The organism is Paraburkholderia sp. SOS3 (assembly GCF_001922345.1).
Taxonomy (GTDB): domain Bacteria; phylum Pseudomonadota; class Gammaproteobacteria; order Burkholderiales; family Burkholderiaceae; genus Paraburkholderia.
Map to the genome: position 1 here is coordinate 2,433,807 of NZ_CP018811.1, position 22,420 is coordinate 2,456,226.

Annotated in this window: 21 protein-coding genes; 9 read left to right on the top strand and 12 right to left on the bottom strand. The window is 65.7% G+C overall.

Annotated features, from left to right (window positions below; translation table 11 throughout):
- Entirely contained in the window at window positions 1-1,596 is a 1,596-nt protein-coding gene (locus BTO02_RS10985) for an apoptosis inducing factor family protein (protein ID WP_075157060.1), read from the bottom strand.
- A 501-nt stretch (window positions 1,597-2,097) separates the two neighbouring features.
- Between BTO02_RS10985 and BTO02_RS10990 the strand changes: the two genes are divergently transcribed.
- From BTO02_RS10990 to BTO02_RS11000, 3 genes are read left to right on the top strand one after another with little or no spacing between them, the layout of a single operon-like run.
- Entirely contained in the window at window positions 2,098-3,294 is a 1,197-nt protein-coding gene (locus BTO02_RS10990) for an acyl-CoA dehydrogenase family protein (RefSeq protein ID WP_075157061.1), read from the top strand.
- Between the two features lie 17 nt (window positions 3,295-3,311).
- Window positions 3,312-3,947, top strand: a complete 636-nt coding sequence (locus BTO02_RS10995) for an SAM-dependent methyltransferase (protein ID WP_075157062.1) — start codon at window positions 3,312-3,314, stop codon at window positions 3,945-3,947.
- The gene (locus BTO02_RS11000; protein WP_075157063.1) at window positions 3,944-4,597 is read left to right on the top strand and encodes a glycosyltransferase; all 654 of its coding nucleotides are present in this window, start codon (window positions 3,944-3,946) and stop codon (window positions 4,595-4,597) included. Before BTO02_RS10995 ends, BTO02_RS11000 begins: the two co-directional genes overlap by 4 nt.
- Window positions 4,598-4,970: 373 nt before the next feature.
- Here BTO02_RS11000 and BTO02_RS11010 read toward each other — a convergent pair whose 3' ends face one another.
- Window positions 4,971-5,729, bottom strand: a complete 759-nt coding sequence (locus BTO02_RS11010) for a Pr6Pr family membrane protein (RefSeq protein ID WP_075157065.1) — start codon at window positions 5,727-5,729, stop codon at window positions 4,971-4,973.
- 180 nt (window positions 5,730-5,909) lie between these two features.
- Here BTO02_RS11010 and BTO02_RS11015 point away from each other — a divergent pair, with 180 nt between their 5' ends.
- The 3 genes from BTO02_RS11015 (at window position 5,910) to BTO02_RS11025 (ending at window position 9,123) form a co-directional block, all read left to right on the top strand.
- Window positions 5,910-7,058: a GGDEF domain-containing protein gene (locus BTO02_RS11015; protein ID WP_075157066.1), complete on the top strand. Its 1,149-nt coding sequence runs from the start codon at window positions 5,910-5,912 to the stop codon at window positions 7,056-7,058.
- A 311-nt stretch (window positions 7,059-7,369) separates the two neighbouring features.
- A complete protein-coding gene (locus BTO02_RS11020) occupies window positions 7,370-7,786 on the top strand; it encodes a helix-turn-helix domain-containing protein (RefSeq protein WP_232243331.1) in 417 nt (138 codons plus the stop codon).
- 2 nt (window positions 7,787-7,788) lie between these two features.
- Window positions 7,789-9,123 (top strand): type II toxin-antitoxin system HipA family toxin, encoded by a 1,335-nt coding sequence (locus BTO02_RS11025; protein ID WP_075157068.1) that lies wholly within the window; start codon window positions 7,789-7,791, stop codon window positions 9,121-9,123.
- A 33-nt stretch (window positions 9,124-9,156) separates the two neighbouring features.
- Here BTO02_RS11025 and BTO02_RS11030 read toward each other — a convergent pair whose 3' ends face one another.
- From BTO02_RS11030 to mscL, 8 genes are all read right to left on the bottom strand, one after another.
- Window positions 9,157-9,954, bottom strand: a complete 798-nt coding sequence (locus BTO02_RS11030) for an ABC transporter ATP-binding protein (protein ID WP_075158780.1) — start codon at window positions 9,952-9,954, stop codon at window positions 9,157-9,159.
- 8 nt (window positions 9,955-9,962) lie between these two features.
- Window positions 9,963-10,910: an ABC transporter ATP-binding protein gene (locus BTO02_RS11035; protein WP_083615077.1), complete on the bottom strand. Its 948-nt coding sequence runs from the start codon at window positions 10,908-10,910 to the stop codon at window positions 9,963-9,965.
- 4 nt (window positions 10,911-10,914) lie between these two features.
- Window positions 10,915-11,850 carry a nickel transporter permease gene (gene nikC, locus BTO02_RS11040; protein ID WP_075158782.1) on the bottom strand — a complete coding sequence of 312 codons (936 nt, stop codon included), beginning with the start codon at window positions 11,848-11,850 and terminating at the stop codon, window positions 10,915-10,917.
- A 106-nt stretch (window positions 11,851-11,956) separates the two neighbouring features.
- The gene (locus tag BTO02_RS11045) at window positions 11,957-13,027 is read right to left on the bottom strand and encodes an ABC transporter permease (protein ID WP_075157069.1); all 1,071 of its coding nucleotides are present in this window, start codon (window positions 13,025-13,027) and stop codon (window positions 11,957-11,959) included.
- Between the two features lie 89 nt (window positions 13,028-13,116).
- Complete coding sequence (locus BTO02_RS11050; RefSeq protein ID WP_075157070.1) at window positions 13,117-14,724, bottom strand: ABC transporter substrate-binding protein; 1,608 nt, start codon at window positions 14,722-14,724, stop codon at window positions 13,117-13,119.
- Window positions 14,725-14,809: 85 nt separating this feature from the next.
- A complete protein-coding gene (gene ddpX, locus BTO02_RS11055; protein ID WP_075157071.1) occupies window positions 14,810-15,388 on the bottom strand; it encodes a D-alanyl-D-alanine dipeptidase in 579 nt (192 codons plus the stop codon).
- A gap of 345 nt (window positions 15,389-15,733) precedes the next feature.
- Window positions 15,734-15,928: a hypothetical protein gene (locus BTO02_RS34250; protein WP_156883800.1), complete on the bottom strand. Its 195-nt coding sequence runs from the start codon at window positions 15,926-15,928 to the stop codon at window positions 15,734-15,736.
- 113 nt (window positions 15,929-16,041) lie between these two features.
- The gene (mscL, locus tag BTO02_RS11065; RefSeq protein ID WP_075157073.1) at window positions 16,042-16,506 is read right to left on the bottom strand and encodes a large conductance mechanosensitive channel protein MscL; all 465 of its coding nucleotides are present in this window, start codon (window positions 16,504-16,506) and stop codon (window positions 16,042-16,044) included.
- Between the two features lie 318 nt (window positions 16,507-16,824).
- On the opposite strand from mscL, the gene BTO02_RS11070 reads away from it, so the two are divergent.
- Together BTO02_RS11070 and BTO02_RS11075 are read left to right on the top strand one after the other, a co-directional pair.
- On the top strand, window positions 16,825-19,158 hold the full coding sequence (locus tag BTO02_RS11070; protein WP_075157074.1) for a xanthine dehydrogenase family protein molybdopterin-binding subunit: 2,334 nt from the start codon (window positions 16,825-16,827) through the stop codon (window positions 19,156-19,158).
- 39 nt (window positions 19,159-19,197) lie between these two features.
- Window positions 19,198-19,656, top strand: coding sequence for a (2Fe-2S)-binding protein (locus BTO02_RS11075; RefSeq protein WP_075157075.1), 459 nt, complete (start codon window positions 19,198-19,200; stop codon window positions 19,654-19,656).
- Window positions 19,657-19,783: 127 nt separating this feature from the next.
- On the opposite strand, the gene BTO02_RS11080 is transcribed toward BTO02_RS11075, so the two are convergent.
- A complete protein-coding gene (locus BTO02_RS11080) occupies window positions 19,784-20,149 on the bottom strand; it encodes a winged helix-turn-helix domain-containing protein (protein WP_232243332.1) in 366 nt (121 codons plus the stop codon).
- 468 nt (window positions 20,150-20,617) lie between these two features.
- Between BTO02_RS11080 and BTO02_RS11085 the strand changes: the two genes are divergently transcribed.
- A complete protein-coding gene (locus BTO02_RS11085) occupies window positions 20,618-21,811 on the top strand; it encodes a porin (RefSeq protein WP_075157077.1) in 1,194 nt (397 codons plus the stop codon).
- Window positions 21,812-21,884: 73 nt separating this feature from the next.
- Here BTO02_RS11085 and BTO02_RS11090 read toward each other — a convergent pair whose 3' ends face one another.
- Entirely contained in the window at window positions 21,885-22,391 is a 507-nt protein-coding gene (locus BTO02_RS11090; RefSeq protein ID WP_232243333.1) for a molybdopterin-dependent oxidoreductase, read from the bottom strand.
- Window positions 22,392-22,420 lie beyond the last annotated feature (29 nt).

Below are 22,420 nucleotides of genomic sequence, written 5' to 3' on the forward strand. Positions count from 1 at the left end.
TCAACGGCCATTCGTGCCGATCATTCGCTGCGCGTCCTCGCAACTGAGCGGCTCGCGCATCGCTTCGGCAAGCTTCGCTAGCTCCGTATCGCGGCCGCAGCCCAGCGCGCCGGCCACATAGCCGTGCTTGCACAGCAGCGCGACGAACTCGTACTGGTCGGGCTTGCCCGTCATCACGACTTCGTCCCATGCTTGCGGGTGACCGAGATAGTTGAAGTTCCGTTCGAAGTGGTAAGTCCAGAAGAACGGCACGAGCGGTTCCGGATCGCCGCCGCCGGCCATCGCGCGAGCCGCCGCGCGCGCATGCTGCTGCGCGACGCGCCAGTGCTCGATACGCACGCGGCGGTTGTCGCCGTATGGAAACGCGGCGACGTCGCCAGCCGCGTACAGGTTGTCCGCGACGCGCATCGACGCGTCGACGTTCAGTCCGCCATCGTCGTTGTGCGCAACGCCGGTCACGAAATGCGTCGCCGGCGCGACGCCCGTGCCGACCACGAGGAAGTCGCAATCGAGCACATCCCCGCCCGAGAGCCTCACGCGCAGCGGGGTACCGGTCTCGACGCCTTCAATTTGCGTGCGCATGCGCAATTCGGTGCCGTTCTGTTCGTGAAGCTTCATAAAGATGCGGCCGAGCTCGGCGCCGAACTGCTTCTCGAACGGCACGCTGTCCGGCGAGACGACCGTCACGCGCAGATTGCGCTTGCGCAGCGATGCGGCAACTTCGAGCCCGACAAAGCTTGCGCCGAGCACGACCGCATGTTTTGCCTGCGCCGCGAGTCCGGCGAGGCGCGCCGCGTCGGCGCGGTTGCGCAGCAGTAACAGCCGCTCATTGAGCGCCGGATCTTCGCTGCCGCGTAACGGCGGCATTTTCGGCGTGCCGCCCGTGGCGACGAGCGCTGCGTCGTAACGCAGCATCGGCCTGCCGTCGAACTCTATTTCGCGGCGCTTTGCGTCGAGCCGCGTCGCATGCGCGTGAAGCCGCTCGATCTTGTGCCGCTCGAAAAAGCCATCGGGCAGCAGCGGCGGCACGTCGTCGACTTTCATATCGCCGGACGGTACGAATTTGCTCAATGTCGTGCGGTCGTACGGCGCATGCGCGTCGTCGTCGATCAGCACGATGCGCTCGCGATAGCCGAATTCGCGCAGCGCCGCACACGCGGCCGCGCCAGCCGCTCCAGCGCCGATGATGACGAAGACGCGCTGGGTCGCGGATTTCGTCGCGCCAGCGCCTCTCGTCGACACGGCTACCGGCTCGCCCTCGATTCCGGTTCTGGTCTCGGCATGCGCCGACACCAGCACGTTGCCGCCGTCGATCTCCACCGGATAGCGCGTGAGCGGCAGCAGCGCCGGCGGCTCGACGATCGCACCGCTTGCGACGTCGAACGTCGCCTTGTGCCACGGGCAGATCAGTCGCCCATGGCAGAGCGCGCCTTCTTCGAGCGGCGCACCGGCATGCGGGCAATCGGCGCCGTAGGCATGAACGGTTTCGCCCGCGCGAATCAGCACGATCGGCGTGTCGCCGACCTTGACGCGGCGCGGACGGGCCTCTTCGAGATCGGCAAGCGCGGCGACCTTTTGCATCGGTTGAGTGGACATGGGAAACCTCGTGACGGTCGTATCGTGAAACGGAAGGTCGCGAAGGGCACGGACGTCAAGCGCGGCGCTGGTTCGAGCGCGATGGGCGGCGTGCGCGATTCGCGATGGACCACGGATTGCCGGAACGCCTCGCAAACGCTGTGCCGGTGGCTCGGGAAAGGGTTCCAGGCCTGCAATTGCGCCGCTCGGTATTTACCTGCTTTACCTGCGGTTTGCGTCGGCGGTGTCCCGTCCGGTTGGTGCCGCGCTTGCGTCGCATAGGCGCTCGTGGCGTGCATCGCCCGATGCGCCGTCACGTCTGCGAGGCCTGCAGTTACGACACGGCAACGACACGGCAGGCAATTTCGCGCATAGGCATGACGCTTGCGGTTCAAGTGACATTGACATGGCATGCGTGCACTGACGGCCGCAACGGACAGTGCTTCGGATCATTTGAAGCTGCGTCCCAATTGCTCCGATCGTTGAGGCGCATGCCGCAGTGATTCCCCGACGGAGGTTTCGATGAACCACATCGGCAACGATGCGGTGCGCGACGCTGTGCGCCGCGCACACAGCGCGGGTGACCGTGATGACGAAAACGACGGGTTCCAATGCGCGCTCGAGCAGCAGCTTGCGGCGCTGCGATTTACGACCGATGCGCCGCAAAGCCGCGGCGCCGCGCTGGAGGCGCTCTGCGCGCGCGGCCTCGACCGCGTGCCGCTGCCGGGCCGTGGACACACGGTCGAACGCTGGAGCGCGCTCGCCGCGGTGGCCCGGTGCGACCTGTCGCTTGTCAAGCTCTACGAAGGGCACACAGACGCGCTCGCGATTCTCGCCGAACTGCATGCATCCGGGCTTGCCGCGCGCGGACAGCGCTGGGGCGTCTGGGCCGCCGAGCCGCCGAACCGCAAAGTCGCGGCAGCGCCGCAGCGAAATAGCGCGCGCTCCGATGCGAGCGGCGTATCGCGTGGAACGGCGGGCACGGACGCCACCTTGCGCCTCGAAGGCGTCAAGCCCTGGTGCTCGGGTGCAGGGCTACTCACGCATGCACTCGTCACGGCGTCGAGGTATGGCGAGCCTGTGCTTGCCGCAGTCGAACTCGCGCAACCATCGGTTCATGTCTCGGACGGCGGCTGGAATGCGGTCGGTATGGCGGCGACCGGCACGAGCGAAGTCTGTTTCGATGGCGCGCTAGCAGTGCAGGTCGGCGAACCGGGCGCCTATCTCGCGCGACCGGGCTTCTGGCACGGCGGTGCCGGTATTGCCGCTTGCTGGTATGGCTGCGCGGTCGGAATTGCGGCTGTGCTGCGTGCGCACCTCGTCCGGCGCACGGAGCCGCATGCGTGCGCGCATCTGGGCGCGGCCGACGCGCAACTATCTGCCGCGGGCGCGCTGCTGCGCGAGACCGCAGCATGGATCGACCGTTATCCGCGTGCCGACGCGATGCGCCGCGCGATGTGCGCACGCCTCGCAATCGAAGAAGCCGCGACGTCGGTGCTCGCGCATGCAACGCGCGCGCTCGGGCCCGGACCGCTATGCACGGATCTGCACTTTGCGCGCGCCGCAGCGGACCTTCCGGTGTTCCTGCGCCAAAGCCATGCGGAACGCGATGCGGCATCGCTTGGCGAAGCGTTGCGCAACTTGTCCGATCCAACCGCGTCACTGAGTCCGCTCGCGTGCGAAGAGCCGGACGCGCAGTGGCGGCTTGCCCGTCTGTAGCGCGAGGACCCGACCGCATGGCGCTCACCACCACCTATTTCGAAGATCTGTATCGCGAGAACGACGACCCTTGGGGTTATCGGCATCGCTGGTACGAACGGCGCAAGCAACAGTTGACGCTCGCCGCGTTGCCGCGCGAACGGTTTCGACGCGCATTCGAACCCGCCTGCGCGAACGGCGAACTGACCGCGCTGCTGGCGGAGCGCTGCGACGCGTTGTTCGCGTGCGATCTGAGCGGCCGGGCGGTGCAGCTCGCACGCGAGCGCTGCGCGGGACTGCGCAACGTCGTGATCGAGCAGCGCGTGCTGCCGCACGAGTGGCCTCATGCGAACGTGTCCGGCGTAGGGCCGGGTTCGTCCGATGCGCAGTTCGATCTGATCGTGATCGGCGAACTTGCGTACTACCTCGATCCCGATGAAACCGCGCTGCTCGCACAACGCGCGTGCGCGTCGCTCGCCGCAGACGGCACGCTGGTCGCGTGCCACTGGCGCCATGCGTTCGTCGAGCGCCGCCTGTCGGCCGAGGCGGCGCACGCCGTCTTCGACCGCGCGGCGTCCCTCGCCCGCATCGTTCACCACGAGGAGCCGGACCTGCTGCTCGATGTGTGGTCGGCGGACGGCCGTTCGGTCGCGCAACAGGAGGGACTCGCATGATCGGCATCGTGATTCCGGCGCATAACGAAGAGGAGCTGCTCGGCGCGTGCCTGCGTGCGGCGCGCGAGGCAGCGCGGCATCCGCGTCTGCGCGGCGAAGCGGTGCAGACCATCGTCGTGCTCGATAACTGCGACGACGACAGTGCCGTGGTCGCGCGCGAGTTCGACGTCGAGATCATCGAGCTCGACGCGCGCAATGTCGGCATCGCGCGTGCGGCCGGCGCCGATCGGCTGCTCGCGCGTGGCGCGCGCTGGCTCGCCTTCACGGATGCCGATAGCCGCGTTGCACCGGACTGGCTCGTCGCGCAGCTCGCGTTGCGCGCGCACGCGGTGTGCGGGCCGGTCACCGTCGACGACTGGACGCCGCATCACGAACGCACGCGCGCCTCGTTCTATCGCGCCTACATGGATGCGGACGGGCACCGGCATATTCATGGCGCGAACATCGGCGTGTCGGCGCGCGCGTATCGTCGCGCGGGTGGCTTTCCGCCGCTCGCGTGCAGCGAGGATGTCGCGCTCGTCGACCTGCTGATCGCGGCCGGCGTGCGCATCGCGTGGAGCGCGGCGCCGCGCGTCGTCACGAGCGCGCGCGTCGATGCGCGCGTGCGCGGCGGATTCGGCGATACGCTCGCGGCGCTCGCTGCGGGATAACGTGTGAAAAGTCGAAAGGCGGCTGCGATCAGCGGGCGGCGCGCATCGCAGATGGGCGCATGTGCGTCGGCGGCGCCTCCGATGGCGGATCGCCGGCGGGTGGCGGCGTGCTGCCGGGTTCCCTTTCGGGGATGGGGGGCGCGTCAGGATCGTCGGCCGGCGGCGATGCGGGATCAGGCTCGATTTCAGGCGGCGTCGGCGTGTGAAGATGCCTGTTGCGTGTGTCTTGCGACAGGTGATGTGTCATGAGTGGGCTCGCTTGTGGTCGGTAGCGCACGGCATCGCGTGTGACGACGGATGCGCTCGCTCCACGGAAGGGGCAATCCTCATGCCACGCCGGCATCGTCGAGGGCCAAGTGATGAAGCGCGTGCACTAGCGCCCCGCGTCCTGCGTCGTATCGGATGCCGCGCCTACCGCTATCGATGCTGCCCGCACGCGCAGCGGCCGCCGGTGATTGACCGCGATGAACAGCACCATGAGCGCGACGAACGCGCCCACCAGCAGTATCTCGTTGATCAACACGCGCTGGTAGCCGAGTTCGAGCACGTCGATGAAAGGGTACGGATAGAAGTCCGACAGGCTGCCGCGCAGCATCGTGACGGCGATATACGCGAGCGGATACACGAGCCACAAAAGGCTGCGTCGAATCGTCAGATGAAAGCGCGGCACGAAGAGCAGCCAGTACAGCGCGCTGAGCACCGGCAGCACCGTATGCAGGGCTTCGTTGACGAGCGACCGGTAGCCATGCGGCGTCCACAGATGGCGCAGCAGCAGGTTATACGCGAGGCCGACGAAGACCATGTACACGACGATCGCCGTGACGACCGTCGGCGCGCGCAGGAAGCGGCCGATCGGCGTGGGCGGCCGCAGCGCGACGCAGGTGAAACTGACGGCGCACAGCAGCACGGTCAGGTTGGTCAGATAGCTGCTCATGCGTTCGAGCGCATCGAACACGCCATAACCATGCGCGATGAGCCTGTCGATGGTGATGTCGGTTTGTGCGGCGAACGCGAGCCACGCGATCAATGCGATCGATGCCGCGGCTGTCAGCGAGGCGGGGCCCGATGTGTGCCACGGCAGCTCGGGTTCGTCGCGCGAACGCGGCGAGGGCAGGGTCGGCGGTGCGGTCATGCGTCGATTTTATACATGACGTGTCGCGCGATGTTGCGCGCGTTTTCAAGTAAAGCGGGCTTTGTGCCGTAAACTGAGTCGTATAGTCAGACAATCCCGTTGCGCAGCCTTGCCGGCGCGAGGCGCTGCCGCGTGTCCTTTTGCAACTTCGGCGACGCCTTGCACGATCCCGCTTAGTCCATGCTCGACCCAGTCAACATCCTGATCGTGACCGTGCTCTCCGGCATCATGAGCATGGCCGTGCTCGGTTCGTTGCGGCCTGCGGCGATTCCGGGCGTCGGCTACTGGATCAGCGGCAATCTGCTCGCGATCGTCGGGCTTGTTCTCTTTACACTGCAACGCAGCGCGCCGCTTTACCTGTCGGTGATCATCGCCAACGGCATCTTCTCGATCGCCGTGCTGCAGATGTTGCAGGGCTGCCGTCAATTCTTCGGACGACGGCCGATCGAATTCGGCGAGTATGCGTGCTGGGCCGCGATGATGGTCGGCTTCCTGTGCTGGACCTACGTCGTGCCCGACATCAACGCGCGCATTCTGCTCGCGTCGTTGTTTCATGCGTACGTGTACGCGTCGGTCGCCTGGATCACCTGGAAGGGCCACGTTCCCGGACGGCCGAAATACAGCTACCACTTCGTCACCGCAGCCGCTTCGCTGGGCGCGCTCGGCCATCTGTCGCGCGGGCTGATCTATGGGTTCGACCTTGTGCATCAGACGGTCTTGCTGCAGCCGAACGCCGTCAACGTCGCGTTCCTCGGCCTGGGCATTCTCGCGCTGCCGTCCCTGTCGATCGGCATGGTGATGCTCGCTCACGACCGGATGGCCGAGCGGCTCGAACGCTGGGCGAACATCGACGAACTGACGGGCGCGCTGACGCGCCGCGCGTTTCTTGCACGCGCGCAAGCGCGGCTTGCGCAGTCGCTCGCGAACGGCACGCGGCTGTCGATCGCGATTATCGATATCGACCACTTCAAGTCGATCAACGACGGGCACGGGCATGCGTGCGGCGACGAGGTGCTCGCGCATTTCGGCCGCGTCGTTGCGGCGGGCATCCGCTCGAACGACCTGTTCGGGCGTCTCGGCGGCGAGGAGTTCGCGGTGCTCTGCCCATCGACGGGACGCGCGGACGCGGTCGAACAACTCGACCGGTTGCGCGCGAAAATCGCCGGCAGCGGCTGCCTGCTGCCGGACGGCGAACGTCTCGTCTACACGTTCAGCGCGGGTGCGGACGAATACCGGCGCGGCGAGACACTCGCGCATCTGATGGCGCGCGCTGACGCCGCGCTGTATGCGGCGAAGGCGAGGGGAAGGAACCGGGTGATGGCGGGTTGAAGACCGGCCCGAGGGGCGAGGGGGCAAGGAGCGGCACCGGCCACATGACGGCCCGCTGCCGGAGCACCGCACGATTACAGCTTTTAGACTGTATTTTGCATTTACAGCCTATAATCTGTATTTCGACTTTACAGCTTATACGCTGTATTGCGTACAGCCTTTACCCTGTAGTATCGTTTTACAGGCAATAGACTGTATTTTCGGGCGATGAAAGCGGAGGTGGGGTCGTGGAATATCCCGTTCGTACAGCCAGTGAACTTCATCTGATGCTCAGGGCATTCCGAAAGTCTTCCGGCCTCACCCAGGCCGGCATGGCGGACCTTCTCGGCATCGCGCAGCAGACATACGCGGCGCTGGAAGCCAATCCGGGCTCGGCCAGCACCGAGCGCGTGCTCAGAGTGCTGCGCATCCTGAACGTCGATATGACGCTCAGTTGGTCCGTGCGAGCGCGCCGCGCCGCGCCGCGCCCGCCTGCAGCCCCGGATTCCGGTAAGGGCTTGCGCTCGGGACAACAGCCGAGGCCGCAGTCGGGGCGACAGCCGGCGCTGCAATCGGCCGGCAAGCCCAAAGCGGGTGCCGCGGCACAAAACCGGGCGCCCGAGCGCGCCGGTGCGACGAAACAGCAGGGCGAGGCGGTTCCGGCGAACGGTGGCGCCACGAGGAAAACGCGAGCCGCGTCGGCACGAGAAACGACCAAACGTGTGATTCGTAAGCGAGAGGATTGGTAGACATGATGCGCGGCGCCCGTGCGAACCGACTCGACATCTGGATGAACGGGTTGCCCGTCGGTTACTGGGAAGTCTCCCGTGGCGCGGAGCGGCTCGTGTACCACGACGACTGGGTGGCGGACGTGCAAGGCCGCCCGTTGTCGCTCTCGTTGCCCTTTACGCCAGGCAACCAGCCTTACCAGGGGCCCGAAGTCGAAGCGTTCTTCGACAATCTGCTACCCGACAGCGAGGCGATACGGCGGCGCATCGCCGTGCGTTATCGGGCGCGCGACACGTCCTCTTTCGCGATGCTGACCGAATTGGGCCGCGACTGCGTCGGCGCGATCCAGTTGCTGCCGCCCGATGAAGTACCGGCGGACCTGCAATCGATCCACGGCAAGCCGCTCGACGAGGCAGCGGTGGCGAAGCTGTTGCGCGACACCACGGCGACGGACGTGCTCGGCCGGCAAGACGCTGCTGGAGACCTGCGCCTGTCGATCGCCGGCGCGCAGGAAAAAACTGCACTGCTGTGGCATGGCGGCCAATGGCTGCTGCCGGAAGGCAGTACGCCCACCACGCATATTTTCAAGCTTCCGCTTGGGCTCGTCGGGAACATGCAGGCCGATATGCGCACGTCGGTCGAAAACGAATGGCTCTGCTCGAAGATCGTGGCCGCATACGGACTGCCGGTGGCCGACTGCACGATGGCGCGCTTCGAAGACCAGAAAGTTCTGGTCGTCAGGCGCTTCGATCGCAGGCTCGCCAGCAACCGCCGCTGGATCCTCCGGCTTCCGCAAGAGGACATGTGCCAGGCGACCGGCACGCCGGCGCTGCGCAAGTACGAGAACGACGGCGGCCCCGGCGTCGAACGCATCATGGAAATTCTTTCGAGTTCCGCTGACGCGGCATCGGACCGGCGCGCTTTCTTCGTGACGCAGATCGTGTTCTGGCTTCTCGCCGCAACCGACGGGCACGCGAAGAACTTCAGCATCGCTCATTTCCCGGACAATCGGTACAGGGCAACGCCGCTCTACGATGTTCTGTCGGCTCACCCGATCATCGGCAACGGACGCAACCGGCTTGCGCGGCAAAAGGCGAAGCTCGCGATGTCGGTACGCAGTCAGGACAAGCACTATCACATCGCCGAGATCCAGCGGCGCCACTGGATCGCGCAAGGCGCCCGCGTCGGCTATCCGGCAGACCAGGTGGAAGAGATGATCGCGCAGGTTGCGCAGCGTACCGACGCGGTGATCGACGACGTGTCGGCGCGCTTGCCGGCCGATTTTCCAGCCGATGTCGCCACGAGGGTCTTCGATGGAATGAGGCGATTCAACCGGAAGCTGATGGCGACGCAGTAGCCTCCCGCGACCGCGCACGACATGCTGCGCGCGTTACATCGCCGCGTCCACCCCAATCGCATCGGCTGCGTTGCGCCGATAGCCGGCAGTCGCAAGCAGCAGGCTGCGCGTGTATTCATGCTGCACGCGTTGCTCGCGCACCGCTTCGATACCGGGTTCTTCGACGATCTCGCCGTTGCGCATGACCGCGACGCGCGAACAAAGAAAGCCGATCACCGCGAGGTTGTGGCTCACGAGGACGATCGTCAGATCGCGCTCGCGCGCAAGGCGCCGCAGCAGGTTGAGTATTTCCGCCTGGACCGATACGTCGAGCGCCGACGTCGGTTCGTCGAGCAGCAGCACGCGCGGTTCGACGACCAGTGCACGGGCGATGGCCACGCGCTGCCGCTGGCCGCCCGATAGCTGATGCGGATAGCGGAAGCGGTATGCCGGTCCGAGCCCGACTTCGCGCAGCGCGGCGGCAATGCGCTCGTCCTCGCGATCGAGACCGTTGATCGCAAGCGGTTCGCGCAGCGTTTGATCGACGGTGAAGCGCGGATGCAGCGAACCGTACGGATCCTGAAACACCATCTGCACCTCGCGTTGCAGCGCGCGGCCGTGCGTACCGCGCTGAGCTCGCGCGCCTACCGGGCGTCCGCCGATCGCCACGCGCCCGCCCGCTATCGGCACAAGCCCCGTCAGCGCGCGCAGCACCGTCGATTTGCCCGAACCCGATTCGCCGACCAGTCCAAATGCTTCGCCGGGCCGAACCTGAAAACTGGCACCGCGCACGGCATCGAACGGTCCGCTTTTCGTATGAAAGCGCACGGTCAGCGCATCGACGTCGATGATCGGCTCGTTCATACGGTAGTTCCTTGTACGCTTGCGAGCGGGTCGGCCAGCCACGCCGGGTCGCGCGCGAGTACGGGCAATTCCTCGGGCGGATTGACAAGCGGCGGATTGGCGGCCAGCAGACCGCGCGTATAAGGATGTTGTGCATGCAACAGATCGCGCGCCGCGCAGGTTTCGATGATACGTCCCGCGTACATGACGACGACGCGATCGCAAAACGACATCACGAGCGGCAGATCGTGGCTGATGAAAATCAGCCCGGTGTCGTGCTTCGCGATCGTTTCATCCAGAATCGCAAGCACTTGCGCGGCGACGAGCACGTCGAGCGCGCTGGTCGGCTCGTCGGCAATCAGCAGGCGCGGCCCGGTCGACACCATCATCGCGATCATCACGCGCTGCCCCATGCCGCCCGACAGCTCGTGCGGGTAAGCATCGGCGACGCGCTGCGGATTGCGGATATGCACGGCCGCGAGCGCGTCGACGATTTTCTCGCGCATCTCGCGCCGGCCGGTTTTCGGCGCATGCAGCGCGAACGCTTCACGCATCTGTTCGGCCACTGTCATGACCGGATTCAGCGAATATTTCGGATCTTGCAGGATCATGCCCATCTGTTGTCCGCACAACTGCCTGCGCTTGCGTGCGCTCAGTGCGAGCAGGTCCGTGCCGTCGAAACGCAGCGTGTTGGCGCGCATCTGCGCGGCGGCCGGCAGCAAGCCGAGCAATGCGCGGCCCGTCAGCGACTTGCCGGAACCGGACTCGCCGACGATGCCGAGGCGCTCGCCCTTGTCGAGCGCGAACGACACGCCGCGTACCGCTTGCGCAAGCGTGCCGTCGTGGCCGCGAAAGGCAATGCGCAGATCGTCGATTTCGGCGAGCGCAGCAGAAGCGGAGGTGCCCGCAGGCGGCGGGTTCAACGCCCGGTCCGCGGCATTCGCTTTCGCTGAAGTATTCGTCATGCGGTCAGTCTCCATGGCGCGGATCGAACACGTCGCGCAAGCCGTCGCCGAGCAGATTGAACGCGAGGCTCACGAAAAGGATCGCGCATCCGGGAATCGTCGCGACCCACCACGCGTTGAGCAGCACGTTGCGGCCCGATGCGACCATATAACCCCACTCGGGGCTCGGTGGCTGCGCACCGAGGCCCAGAAAACCGAGGCCCGCGACGGTCAGAATGATGCCCGCCATATCGAGCGTCGCACGCACGATCACCGAGGACGAGCACAACGGCACGATATAGCGCAGCAGAATCCGCGCGCGCGACGCGCCTTGCAGCCGCGCGACGTGGATGAAGTCCGCATCGACGAGCCGCAGCGTTTCGGCGCGCGCGAGCCGCGCATACGCAGGCCATGCGGTAATCGAAATCGCAACGACCGCGTTGATCACGCCGGGTCCGACGGCGGCGGCGAACGCGAGCGCAAGCACGATCTTCGGGAAGGCAAGCGCGATATCGGTCACGCGCATCAGCACGTTGTCGATCCAGCCGCCGAAAAAGCCCGCGACCGTGCCGATCATGAGACCGATCGGCACGACCACGATCACCACGAGTATCGCGATCGACAGCGTGATGCGCGCGCCGTAGATGAGGCGGGACAGGATATCGCGGCCGAGCTGGTCGGTGCCGAGCCAGTGCGATACCGAACCCGGCGGCAGCAGCCGGTCGGACAGGACCTGGCGCAGCGGATCGTGCGGGGCGGCGAGCGGCCCGAACGCGGCAACCGCGACGAGCAACATCAGAATTGCGAAGCCGAACAGCGACAACGGATTGCCGGCAAAGCGCCGCCAGCGCCGATACGCGAGACCGAACGCGGCCTGGCGGCGCGACGCGGGCGTGTCGCTGAGCAGCCACGCGCGCCAGCTCGGCGACGGGCGAGACGACAGCAGTTGCTCGTCGCTCATGGGCGCGTCCTGCGCGATCGAGGCGCGATCGTCGGGCGACGCAGTCGATTCGGTTGAAGGGCGAACACGGCTCATAAACACATGGAAAGCGGGTAGCGACGCATCATCAGCGGGCGCGCGGATCGAACACACGGTACAGCGCGTCGGTCAGCAGATTGAGCGCGATAAACGTCGCGCCGATCACGAGCGTGCTGCCGAGCACCGCGTTCATGTCGGCGTTCAGCAGCGCGCCGGTCAGATACGAACCGATGCCGGGCCACGCGAACACGATCTCGGTCAATACCGAGCCTTCGAGCAGAAAGCTGTACGACAGCGCGACCACGGTCAGCAGCGGCACCATGATGTTGCCGAAGGCGTGCCGCCAGATCACGCGCCGCTCGGGTAGGCCTTTCGCGCGTGCCGTGGTGATGTATTCCTGGCTCAGCTGTTCGAGCATGAACGAGCGCGTCATCCGGCTCAGATAGGCGACCGAGTAATAGCCGAGAATCGCGGCCGGCAGGGCGATATGCGATAGCGCGTTGAAAAATACATCCCATTCGCCGGCGATCAGCGCATCGATCAGCAGACTGCCGGTGCGCGTATCGACCATGCCGTCGTAGACCGGATCGATACGGCCGGGGCCGCCCACCCAATGCAGTCTCGCGTAGAACAGCAGCAGCCCCATGAGCCCGAGCCAGAACACGGGCACCGAACTGCCGATCAGGCCGACGAAGCGCGCGACGTGATCGATCCAGCGGTTGTGACGGACCGCCGCGATCACGCCGAGCGGTATGCCGATCAGCACACCGATGACGGTCGACAGCGTCGCGAGTTCGAGCGTGGCCGGAAAGACGCGTTTGATGTCGTCGAGCACCGGGTTGGCCGTCAGCAGCGAGACGCCGAGATTGCCATGCAGCACGTCGCGCGCGTAGAGCCAGAATTGCACGGCCAGCGGCTGGTCGAGACCCAGCTGCGCGCGCGCGGCCGCGTACGCCGTGGCCGATGCGCGGTCGCCGACCACCGCGAGCACCGGATCGATCGGCACCTTGCGGCCGATCACGAATGTGACCGCGAGCAGCCCGACGAACGTAATGGCGAGCGTCAGCACCCAGCGCAGCGCGCGCAACGTCCACCGCAGGCCCGCGTGCCGGGCAGGCAGCGCGCGCAGGCGGTTAAACGGCGTGACGGGAGTCGACATGATGGCTTCCTTGCACGGGCGCTGCGCGACGGCAAGGCCCGGTTCGATTGCGGTTTCGCTTCCGTTACCGCTGCTTCGTGACTGCCTCGCTACTGCTTCTTCAGGTGCAGATACGACACGAGATCGTTGATCGGACCGACTTCGATGCCGCTTACACCGGGCCGCATCGCGACCTGCGACACCTGCTGGAACATGATGACGAACGGCGAATGGGCGAGCATCTGCTTCTGCATCGTCTGGTACAGCTGTGCGCGCTTCGCGGTAGACGATTCAGCGAGCGCTTCGTTCGTCTCCTTCGTCAGATCGGGAATGTTCCACGAATTGCGCCATGCGAGCATCTTGTACGCTGACTTGTCGGAATTGTCGGGGTTCCATGCGAAGCCCTGCGCGTTGCTGTGCGGGTCGATGTAGTCGGCCGACCATTCGCCGATGTAGATATCGTGCTGCCGCGCGCGGTATTTCGCGAGCGTCTGCTTGTTGTCGCCGGGAATGATCTCGACCTTGATGCCGCCTTGCGCGAGATTCGCCTGTACCGCCTGCGCGATTTCGTTGTACGGGTAGCTGCTGCGCACGTCCATCGTCACCTTGAAGCCGTTCGGCAAGCCCGCTTTCGCGAGCAGCGCTTTCGCTTTCGCGACGTCCTGATGATACGGATTGTCGTTCAGCGCGCCGAGAAAGCCTTCCGGCAGAAAAGTCTCGTGCACCTTGAACGTGGTTTTTGCGATGTTGGTCTGAATGCCGTTGTAGTCGATCAGCCACTTCATCGCTTCCTGCACTTCGGGCTTCGCGAGATTCGGGTTCTTCACGTTCAGACCCAGATACAGCAGCGTCGCTTGCGGCACGGCCATGACATGCGCCTTGCCCGATTTTTCGAGCGCGGCGAGGTCGTCCGGGCTCAGATTGCGCGCAATGTCGGCGTCGCCGTTTTCGAGCAGCAGGCGCTGCGTCGCCGCTTCGGGCACATGGCGCAGCACGATGCGCTTCATCGCGAGCGGCACGCGGTAGCCGTCGAAGCGCTGCAGAATCAGGCTTTCGTTGGCGGTCCACTTGACGAGCCGGTACGCGCCCGAGCCGGCCTCGTTCGTGCGCAGCCATGCGTTGCCGAAGTCGCCGTTCTTCTGGTGCGTGAGCAGCAGCTGTTTGTCGACGACCGAAGCGGGCCAGGCGCCGAGTACGTTCAACACGAAGGTCGGGGCGTATTTCTGATCGGTGCTCACGCTGACCGTCGTGTCGTCGATCTTCTTCACGCGTTGCAGCACGTTGTCTTTGGTGAGGCCGATGCCTTGCAGCACGGCGGCCGCGCCTTTATCGAGCAGCACCGTGCGCTGGATCGACCAGGCGACGTCATCGGCCGTGAGCGGATTGCCCGAATGGAACTTGAGCCCGCTTTTGATCTTGAACGTGAAAGTCAATCCGTCGGGGCTCACGCTCCACGATTGCGCGACGTCGCCGTTGAATTTCGACGGGTCCTCGAGGTCCACTCGCACGAGCCGGTCATAGGTGTTCGCGATGTACTCCTCGGGCACGAGCTCGTACACTTCGCCCGGATCGAGCGTCGAGAATTCGTCGAGCATCGTCGCCATCACGAGCATGTCCTTCGGCGTCGCGGCGCGGGCCGGCACGCTGGCCGTCAGCGAAAATCCCATCGCCGCAGCCAGTGCGGCCGCGGCGAGCACGTTGCGCAAACGCGGTTTCATTTTCTGCGTTCCCCTCGATAGTCGTGAAATTCGTTGTGCAGTCGTTGTAACGCGTGCAAACCGGCGGTGCGTGTCGGCGCGGCAATCACATCAGGCGCAGCGGTCCGCTGTCCGCATTGTCGATCAGCGGCAGCGCGAGCGCGCCCTGCAATTCGTAATGCCACCATTCGCTTTTGATATGCGTGAAGCCCGCCGCGTGCATGATGCCGAGCAGCATCAGCCGGTTGCGCTGCACCGGTTCCGGCAGGCCCGCATGAAAGTGCTCCGATTCGACCGTCATCGCATCGAAGTCAGTGCCCATATCGAGCGCTTCACCGTTCGCGTCGACAAGCGTGAGGTCGACCGCCGCGCCGCGGCTATGGTTCGAACCGCGTTTGACGTCGGCGATATAGGTCGGGTCGGGCAGAAAGTCCCACAGCACCTGCTGCGCTTGCGGCGGACGATACGCGTCGAAGATGCGCAGCGTGAAGCCGCTGTCGCGCGCGATTGCAATCGCTACGCGCAACGCGATTTCGGCCGGCTCGAGCAGCAGGCAGTGCGCGCGTTCGTAAATCGGTTTGCCCGTCAGGTTGTTCGCGCTCGCGTAGACAAGGTCGATGTCGACACCATGGGTGTCGCGGGTGATGGGAATCAGTTTCGGGTTGAGGCGGGTCGGTGCGGTCATGAGCTATGCATCTGACAAGGTCAAAAAACACAGCGCTAGCTTAAAAAATCAATTGGCGTTGGTCGAGCAATAGTTTTTGAGGGAAAACGCCAGGTTGCGCCAGGTCGCGCCGGGTTGCGCATCGGCGCGCGCAATGGCAGGGCAGGACGCGCGACGTCGCGCTGCGTCGGTTGACGAACCGGCATACGTACATGGCGTCGCGGTTCCAGCGGGAAGAACAGAGGCCTCGCCGCGGCGACGGGGCGGGCAGCCGGAAGCAGCGACGTTTCAGTGCGGCCGGGCGAAGTCGCAGTAGTCCGGCCGCGCACAGTCGCGTGCCGCGGATCGTGCCGTGGTCGTGCCGCGCTACTGGCCCGGCTGCTTGCCGGGTTCCGGCTGCGTGCGGTCCGGCTCGGGTTCGGGGATGCCGACGTCGGGCACGTCGGCGGGCCTGCCCGGACTCGGCGCGTCCGGAATGGCCGGCTGATCGGGAATCGGCGGGTCTGCGGCGGGATCGGATGCGCGCAGGGGGGCGGGCGAGTGTGAGTGATTCGGCAGCATGAGAGCCTCCTTGTTGCGGCGCCGTGATTGCCGCCGCTTCACGCTGGTCGAGCACGCGGCGTTCCCGCATCGTGCGCGCAGCGCCGCAGCGCCGCAGCGTCGTTGCGCGGTCTTCAAGCGCGCTGCCTTTGATCCTTCAACTCGTCGCGAATCTCGCGCAGCAGCAGGACGTCCTCGGGCGGCGCGGCCGGCGCGGCCGGCGTCTCGGCTTCGGTCTTTTCGAGCTCGCGCAGCTTGTTGATGAACTTGACGAGCAGAAAGACGATAAACGCGAGAATCAGGAAGTTCAGCACGACGGTAATGAACGAGCCGTAGCCGACCACGGCGACGCCTGCCGTCTGCAGGTCCTTGTACGAATCCGGATTGCCCTTGAAGGTCGCCGGTATCGCGCCGAGCCGCAGGAACTTGTTCGAGAAGTCGATGTTTCCGGTGACGATGCCGACGATCGGCATGATCAGGTCCTTCACGATCGAATTGACGATCGTCGAAAACGCGCCGCCGATGATCACACCGACCGCGAGATCCATCACGTTGCCCTTGACCGCGAACTGCTTGAACTCCTGAAACATGCTTGCCATGGTGGTTCCTCCGTATCTGTCGACCCAGAGACGGTTAGCGAATTGCATTCCCGGCCTACGCAGGTGCGTTTGCGCGCACTAAGATGCAGGAAGGCGCGACTGCGCAGCCGGACCGAAAATTAGGCGCTGTATGGCGACGACGGACGGCGGTAAGGATCGCAGCCGTGCTCGCTGAACGCCGCGCCTGCTTTCATTCGGATGCGCGCCTGTGCGTTTTACCTGATGTCCGCTCACCGCAACCTCTGCCGCCGGTCAGAGGCGCCCGGTGGGCCGTGGCGACCGATATAACCATCGTCAAGAACCGCTTCGTAGCGTGCCATGGTCAAGCGTAGAACCTTCCTTGTCGGCGGTGCCGCGACGCTCGGCGCGCTCGTAGTCGGCTGGTCCGCGCTGCCGCCGCGTCAGCGGCTGACGCCCGCGGAGCCGCTTGCGGTTCAGCCCGCGCAGACGGCGATGAACGGCTGGGTCAAGATCGACGCCGACAACCGCGTGACCGTGATGGTTTGCCGCGCGGAGATGGGGCAGGGCGTGCACACGGGCCTCGCGATGCTGGTCGCCGAGGAACTCGACGCGGAATGGTCGACGGTCCGCGTCGAGGACGCGCCGGTCGACAGGATTTACAACAACGTGGAAAGCGTCGCCGGCAACCTGCCGTTTCGTCCCGACGACGACAGCGTGGCCAAGGGGCTCTTCACATGGCTTGCGCGCAAGGGCGCGCGCGAAGCAGGCTCGATGATGACGGGCGGCTCGACGTCGCTCAACGATGCGTGGCTGCCGATGCGCGAGGCCGGCGCCGCGGCGCGCGCGATGCTGATCGAGGCGGCCGCGACGCAGTGGGGCGTGCCTGTCGAGCAGTGCCATACGAAAGCAGGCCGCGTCTACGACGGGCCGATCGACGCGCCCGCCGACGGCATGACCTCCGCGGCAAAGCGCAGCGCAACGTACGGCGAACTTGCGCCGCTTGCCGCGCGCCAGTCGCCGCCACGCAAGGTCGAACTGAAAGATCCGGCCGCGTTCAGGCTGATCGGCAAACCGCTCGCGCGCATCGAGGCGTCGTCGAAGCTCGACGGCTCGGCGCGCTTCGGCATCGATGCGATGCCCGACGGTCTGCTCTACGCGAGTGTCGCGATGTGCCCGGTGCTGGGCGGCGCTGTCGCGCATTTCGACGGCGCCGCCGCGGCCATCCAGCCTGGCGTGGTCAGCGTATTCGCGGTGCCGCCGTTTCACGGCGGCACGGGGGGCGTTGCCGTAATTGCCGATAACGCGTATGCAGCAATGCACGCGCTCGACGCAGTGAAGTGCGAATGGCGGATCGACGAAGATACGCGCGTGTCGAGCATGGATGCCATGCAGCGCCTTTCCGCAGCGCTCGACGATAGCGCGGGCCACACGTGGTACGCACGCGGCGATGCCGATGCCGCACTCGGGATCGCCGCGCGCACGGTCAGCGCCGAATACCATGCGCCGTATCTCGCGCATGCGGCGCTCGAACCGATCAATTGCACGGTGCAGGTCGGAAACGACGGTTCGGCGATCGTCTGGACCGCGACGCAGGTGCCCGACGTCGCACGCCGCTATACGGCGCAGATGCTCGGCGTAGCCGAAGAGAAAGTCGACTTGCGCCCGCATCTGATCGGCGGCGCGTTCGGCAGGCGGCTCGAGATGGATTACATCGCGCAAGCGGTTGCGATCGCGAACCGCGTGCGCGGCACACCCGTGCAGACGATCTGGACGCGCCCGCAGGACACGACGCACGACTTCTATCGGCCGGCCTGCGTATCGCGCTTCACCGCGGGTCTCGACGATGCGGGCACGGTGACCGCATGGCGCAACACGTCGGCAAGCCAGTCGATCGTGACGAGCTGGCTCGCGCGCAACTACGGGGTGCCGGGTTTCGTCGCCGCGCTTGGCCGCGCCCTCGACAAGACCAACGACGAAGGCGCGTTCGACCAGCCGTACGAATGGCCGAATGTGCGCATCGGCCACAAGCCGGTCGCGCTGCCGGTGCCGGTCGGCTTCTGGCGTTCGGTCGGGCATTCGCATCAGGCGTTCTTCGTCGAGAGCTTTGTCGACGAACTGGCGGCCGCCGCGCGCAAAGACCCCGTTGCGTTCCGCGCCGCGATGCTCGCCCATCACCCGCGTCATCTCGCGGTACTGCGCCGGGTTGCGCAGCTCGCGGGCTGGCGCGCACCGCTCGAAGCCGATGAACGCGGCCTCGCGCAGGCGCGCGGCATCGCGCTGCACGAGGCGTTCGGCAGCATCGTCGGTCAGGTTGCCGAAGTATCGGTGGAGGCGGATAAGGAGAGGACGATCCATGTGAACCGCGTGGTCTGCGTGATCGATTGCGGCTTGCCCGTGAATCCGAATCTGATCGCGCAGCAGCTCGAAGGGGCGATCGTGTTCGGGTTATCCGCGGCGCTTTACGAATCCATCACGCTCGAGGGCGGAGCCGTGAAGCAGCAGTACTACAGCGACTATCCGGTCGTGCGAATGGAGCAATGCCCGCGAATCAGCACTGAAATCATGTCGAGCCGCGAGCATCCGCAGGGCGTCGGCGAGGCGGCGACGCCACCCGTCGCGCCGGCGGTCGCGAACGCGATATTCGCGCTGACGGGGCAGAGGCTGCGCTCGCTGCCGCTCAAGCTCGCGTAAGTTCGAGTTTGCCCGCCATGCCGGGCGAAGGAGAGGACGATGCTGTCTCTGAACATCAATGGACACGACACGGCGATCCGCTCCGATCCGGCGACGCCGCTGCTATGGGTGCTGCGTTGCGAGCTGAAACTGACCGGCACGAAGTTCGGCTGCGGCGTCGGCGTATGCGGCGCGTGCACGCTGCATATCGACGGCGCCGCGCAGACCTGCTGCACGAAGCCGGTCGCGCAACTGCACGACGCGAAGATCACGACGATCGAAGGGCTCGGCGGTGCGCAGGCGCGCGCACTGAAGGCCGCATGGCTGCGCATCGACGTCGTGCAGTGCGGTTACTGCCAGAGCGCGCAACTGATGGCGGCCAGCGCGCTGCTGATGCGCAACCACAAGCCCGGCCCCGCGGATATCGATCAGGCGATGACGCCGGTGGTCTGCCGCTGCGGCACGTACCCGCGTATCCGGCAGGCGATTTACGAGGCAAGCGGCCAGACTCGCACATAGCGTGGCGAGCTTCGTCGAACTGATCGCGCAGCTCGCGGCCGCCGCAGCGCCGACGCCGGTGCCAGCGCCGGCGGCGCGCATGTCGCGGTTCTGTTTGCGGCACGGGTAAGCGTGCCCCACACACGACCTATCGCCGGATCATTCGCGTCAAGGCCGAAATCTCGGCTGCGCAGGCTGCATACGCCTCGGTTTCGATGCCGCGATACAGCCGGATGATTTCCTCGCCGACGGATGTCAGCGCGCAGCCTCCACCGCTTTGCCCGCCATGCTCGGCGAGCGTCGCCGGCGACTTCAGCGACCGGTTCAATTCGTCCATCAGCAGCCACGCCCGCCGGTACGACATGTTGAGGCTGCGCGCCGCGGCCGAGATCGAGCCGTGTTCCCTGACCGCTTCGAGCAACGCGACCTTGCCGGGACCGAGCGCGATCGTATCGGCCTGCTGAATGCGCATGCGGAACCTGACCTCGGGTTTCACGGTTGTCGAAGTTTTCATCGTTGGTTGCCGCGATGGGACGCGTTGTTCTGACGGTTCGAATCTGCGAAAGGATACACGACAGGCGCTGCGCGTGGCATACCGTGTCGCCGTGCCATGAACGCGTATCGCACAGTCGTTTCCGGCAGCGGCATGCGCGCTGTCTGCAAAACGATACAGATCGCCTGCCGGCCCTTTATCGAGATATAACTGCGCGCTACATTGCCGGACACAATGCTTCGCGCGGGCTCCCATACCCTGGGTCGAGCGCGGGCCGCCCGACCCGGGCGACAAAGACCGTTAAACATTCCCTCGAACCGAATCGCCATCGTGCCGTGCCCGGCTCGCGCCGCGCATGAGCACGGTCGTCTGCGCGCGCTTTCGCACCGCGATTCGTGGCGGCTTGTGAAGCGGCATTTCCGGATTGAACAAACCACGCTGCGTTTGCGCCCATCGCGAACGCGTGAAATCTTTAAAAAGGATCTCTAAATGAAAAAAATCTTCAATGCAGCCGCAGTAGCCGGCGGTCTCGGTGTGATTGCCGCCGCCACGAGCACCGCGCATGCGCAAAGCAGCGTCACGCTCTACGGCATCATCGATGCCGGCGTGAGCTATGTCTCGAACTCGGCCACGCCGGCAGGCCATGCGAGCCTCGTCAAATACGCGGACGGCGTCGCGTCCGGCAGCCGCTGGGGCGTGCGCGGCACGGAAGATCTGGGCGGCGGGCTGAAGGCGCTGTTCGTGCTCGAAAACGGCTTTAGCAGCGCCGACGGTTCGATCGGGCAGGGCGGCGCGCTGTTCGGGCGGCAGGCATACGTCGGCGTTTCGAAGAACGGCATCGGCACGCTGGCGTTCGGCCGCCAGTATTCGTTCTCGACCGACTACCTCGGCGCGAATTACACGACCGGCAGCCAGACGCCCGCCGGCAACTACGGCTGGCATATCAACGACGTCGACCAGTTGAGCGCGAGCCGCATCAACAACGCGGTGAAGTTCAGCAGCGCGAATTTCTCGGGCCTGACGTTCGGCGCGATGTACGGGTTTTCGAATCGGGCCGGCGCCTTCGCCGGCACGCCGACCGTCACGGCCGGCGGCGCCTCGCAACAGGGCGCATCGAGCGCGTACAGTTTCGGCGCGAACTACGCGCAGGGGCCATTCGGCATCGGCGCCGCGTACACGAACATCCGCTATCCGAACGGCGCGACGCCACCGTTCAGCGTCAGCATCGCGAACGTGAACACGGGCGGCCTGCGCGACCTCGAGACCTATGGCATCGGTGCGCGCGTGGCGATCGGCGCGGGCCTCGTGTGGAGCAACTGGACGCATACGACCTTCGAACCGCTCACGGGCGCTTCGTCGCGGCTGAACAACTATGAAATCGGCGGCCGCTACGGCTTCACGCCCGCGCTTGCGGCGGGGCTCGGCTATACGTTCTCGGATCTCGACGACCGCTTCAGCGGCAAATGGCATCAGGTCACCGGCGCGCTCGACTACGCGCTGTCCAAGCGTACCGACGTCTACCTGCTCGCCGTCTATCAGATTGCATCGGGCAGCAATACGGTCGCGGGGCGCGACGTGCCGGTGCAGGCGCAGATCGGCACCGTGCCGGCGATGCTCGGTACCTCGGGCGCCGGCGCGAACAACCAGGTCGCGACGCGCGTCGGCTTGCGGCACCGCTTCTAGGTGGCTCGCGCGATGGCCGCTGTGCTAGCGGCTTGATAGCGGCTTGATAGCGGCCCGCTAGCGGCGTGACCGGTCAGGGCGCCACCACGCGCGCGACGATGCCCGCGAGGCGTTTGACGTGGCGCGGCGCGGGCAGGATATCGCCCGCGGAAAACAGCAGTGGCGCGCCGTCTTCGATCGTAAGCGGCGCGTCGCCGCGCTCGAGCGCGACGAGCACGCGTTCGCCGACCGGCGTGTTGAACAGCTCGTGCCACGAGAACGTGACCGCATAGCCATCGTGGGCAACGGCGATAAAAATGGTCCGCTTGAAGTCGCCCGGCCGGACGTTGCGCAGGCCGGCCACTTCGATGAGATCTTTCAGCAACACGCCGCGGTAGCTATCCACTTTGCGGATGAAACGGTTGGTCGTGAAGCAGCGCAGGTCGAACGGGGCGGCGCGCGCGTTTGCGCGATCGCGCAGCTGGTCGAGCGTCAGCGTGAGCGGACGTTGAAAGTCGCCTGTTAGCGAAAGCATGGCGCTTTGCGCCGATGTTTCGCGCTCTGGCTGGTTTGCGCCGCTCGTCTGGTGCGCTGCTGTCATGCTCGAATGCTCCATTTCCGGTGCCATGC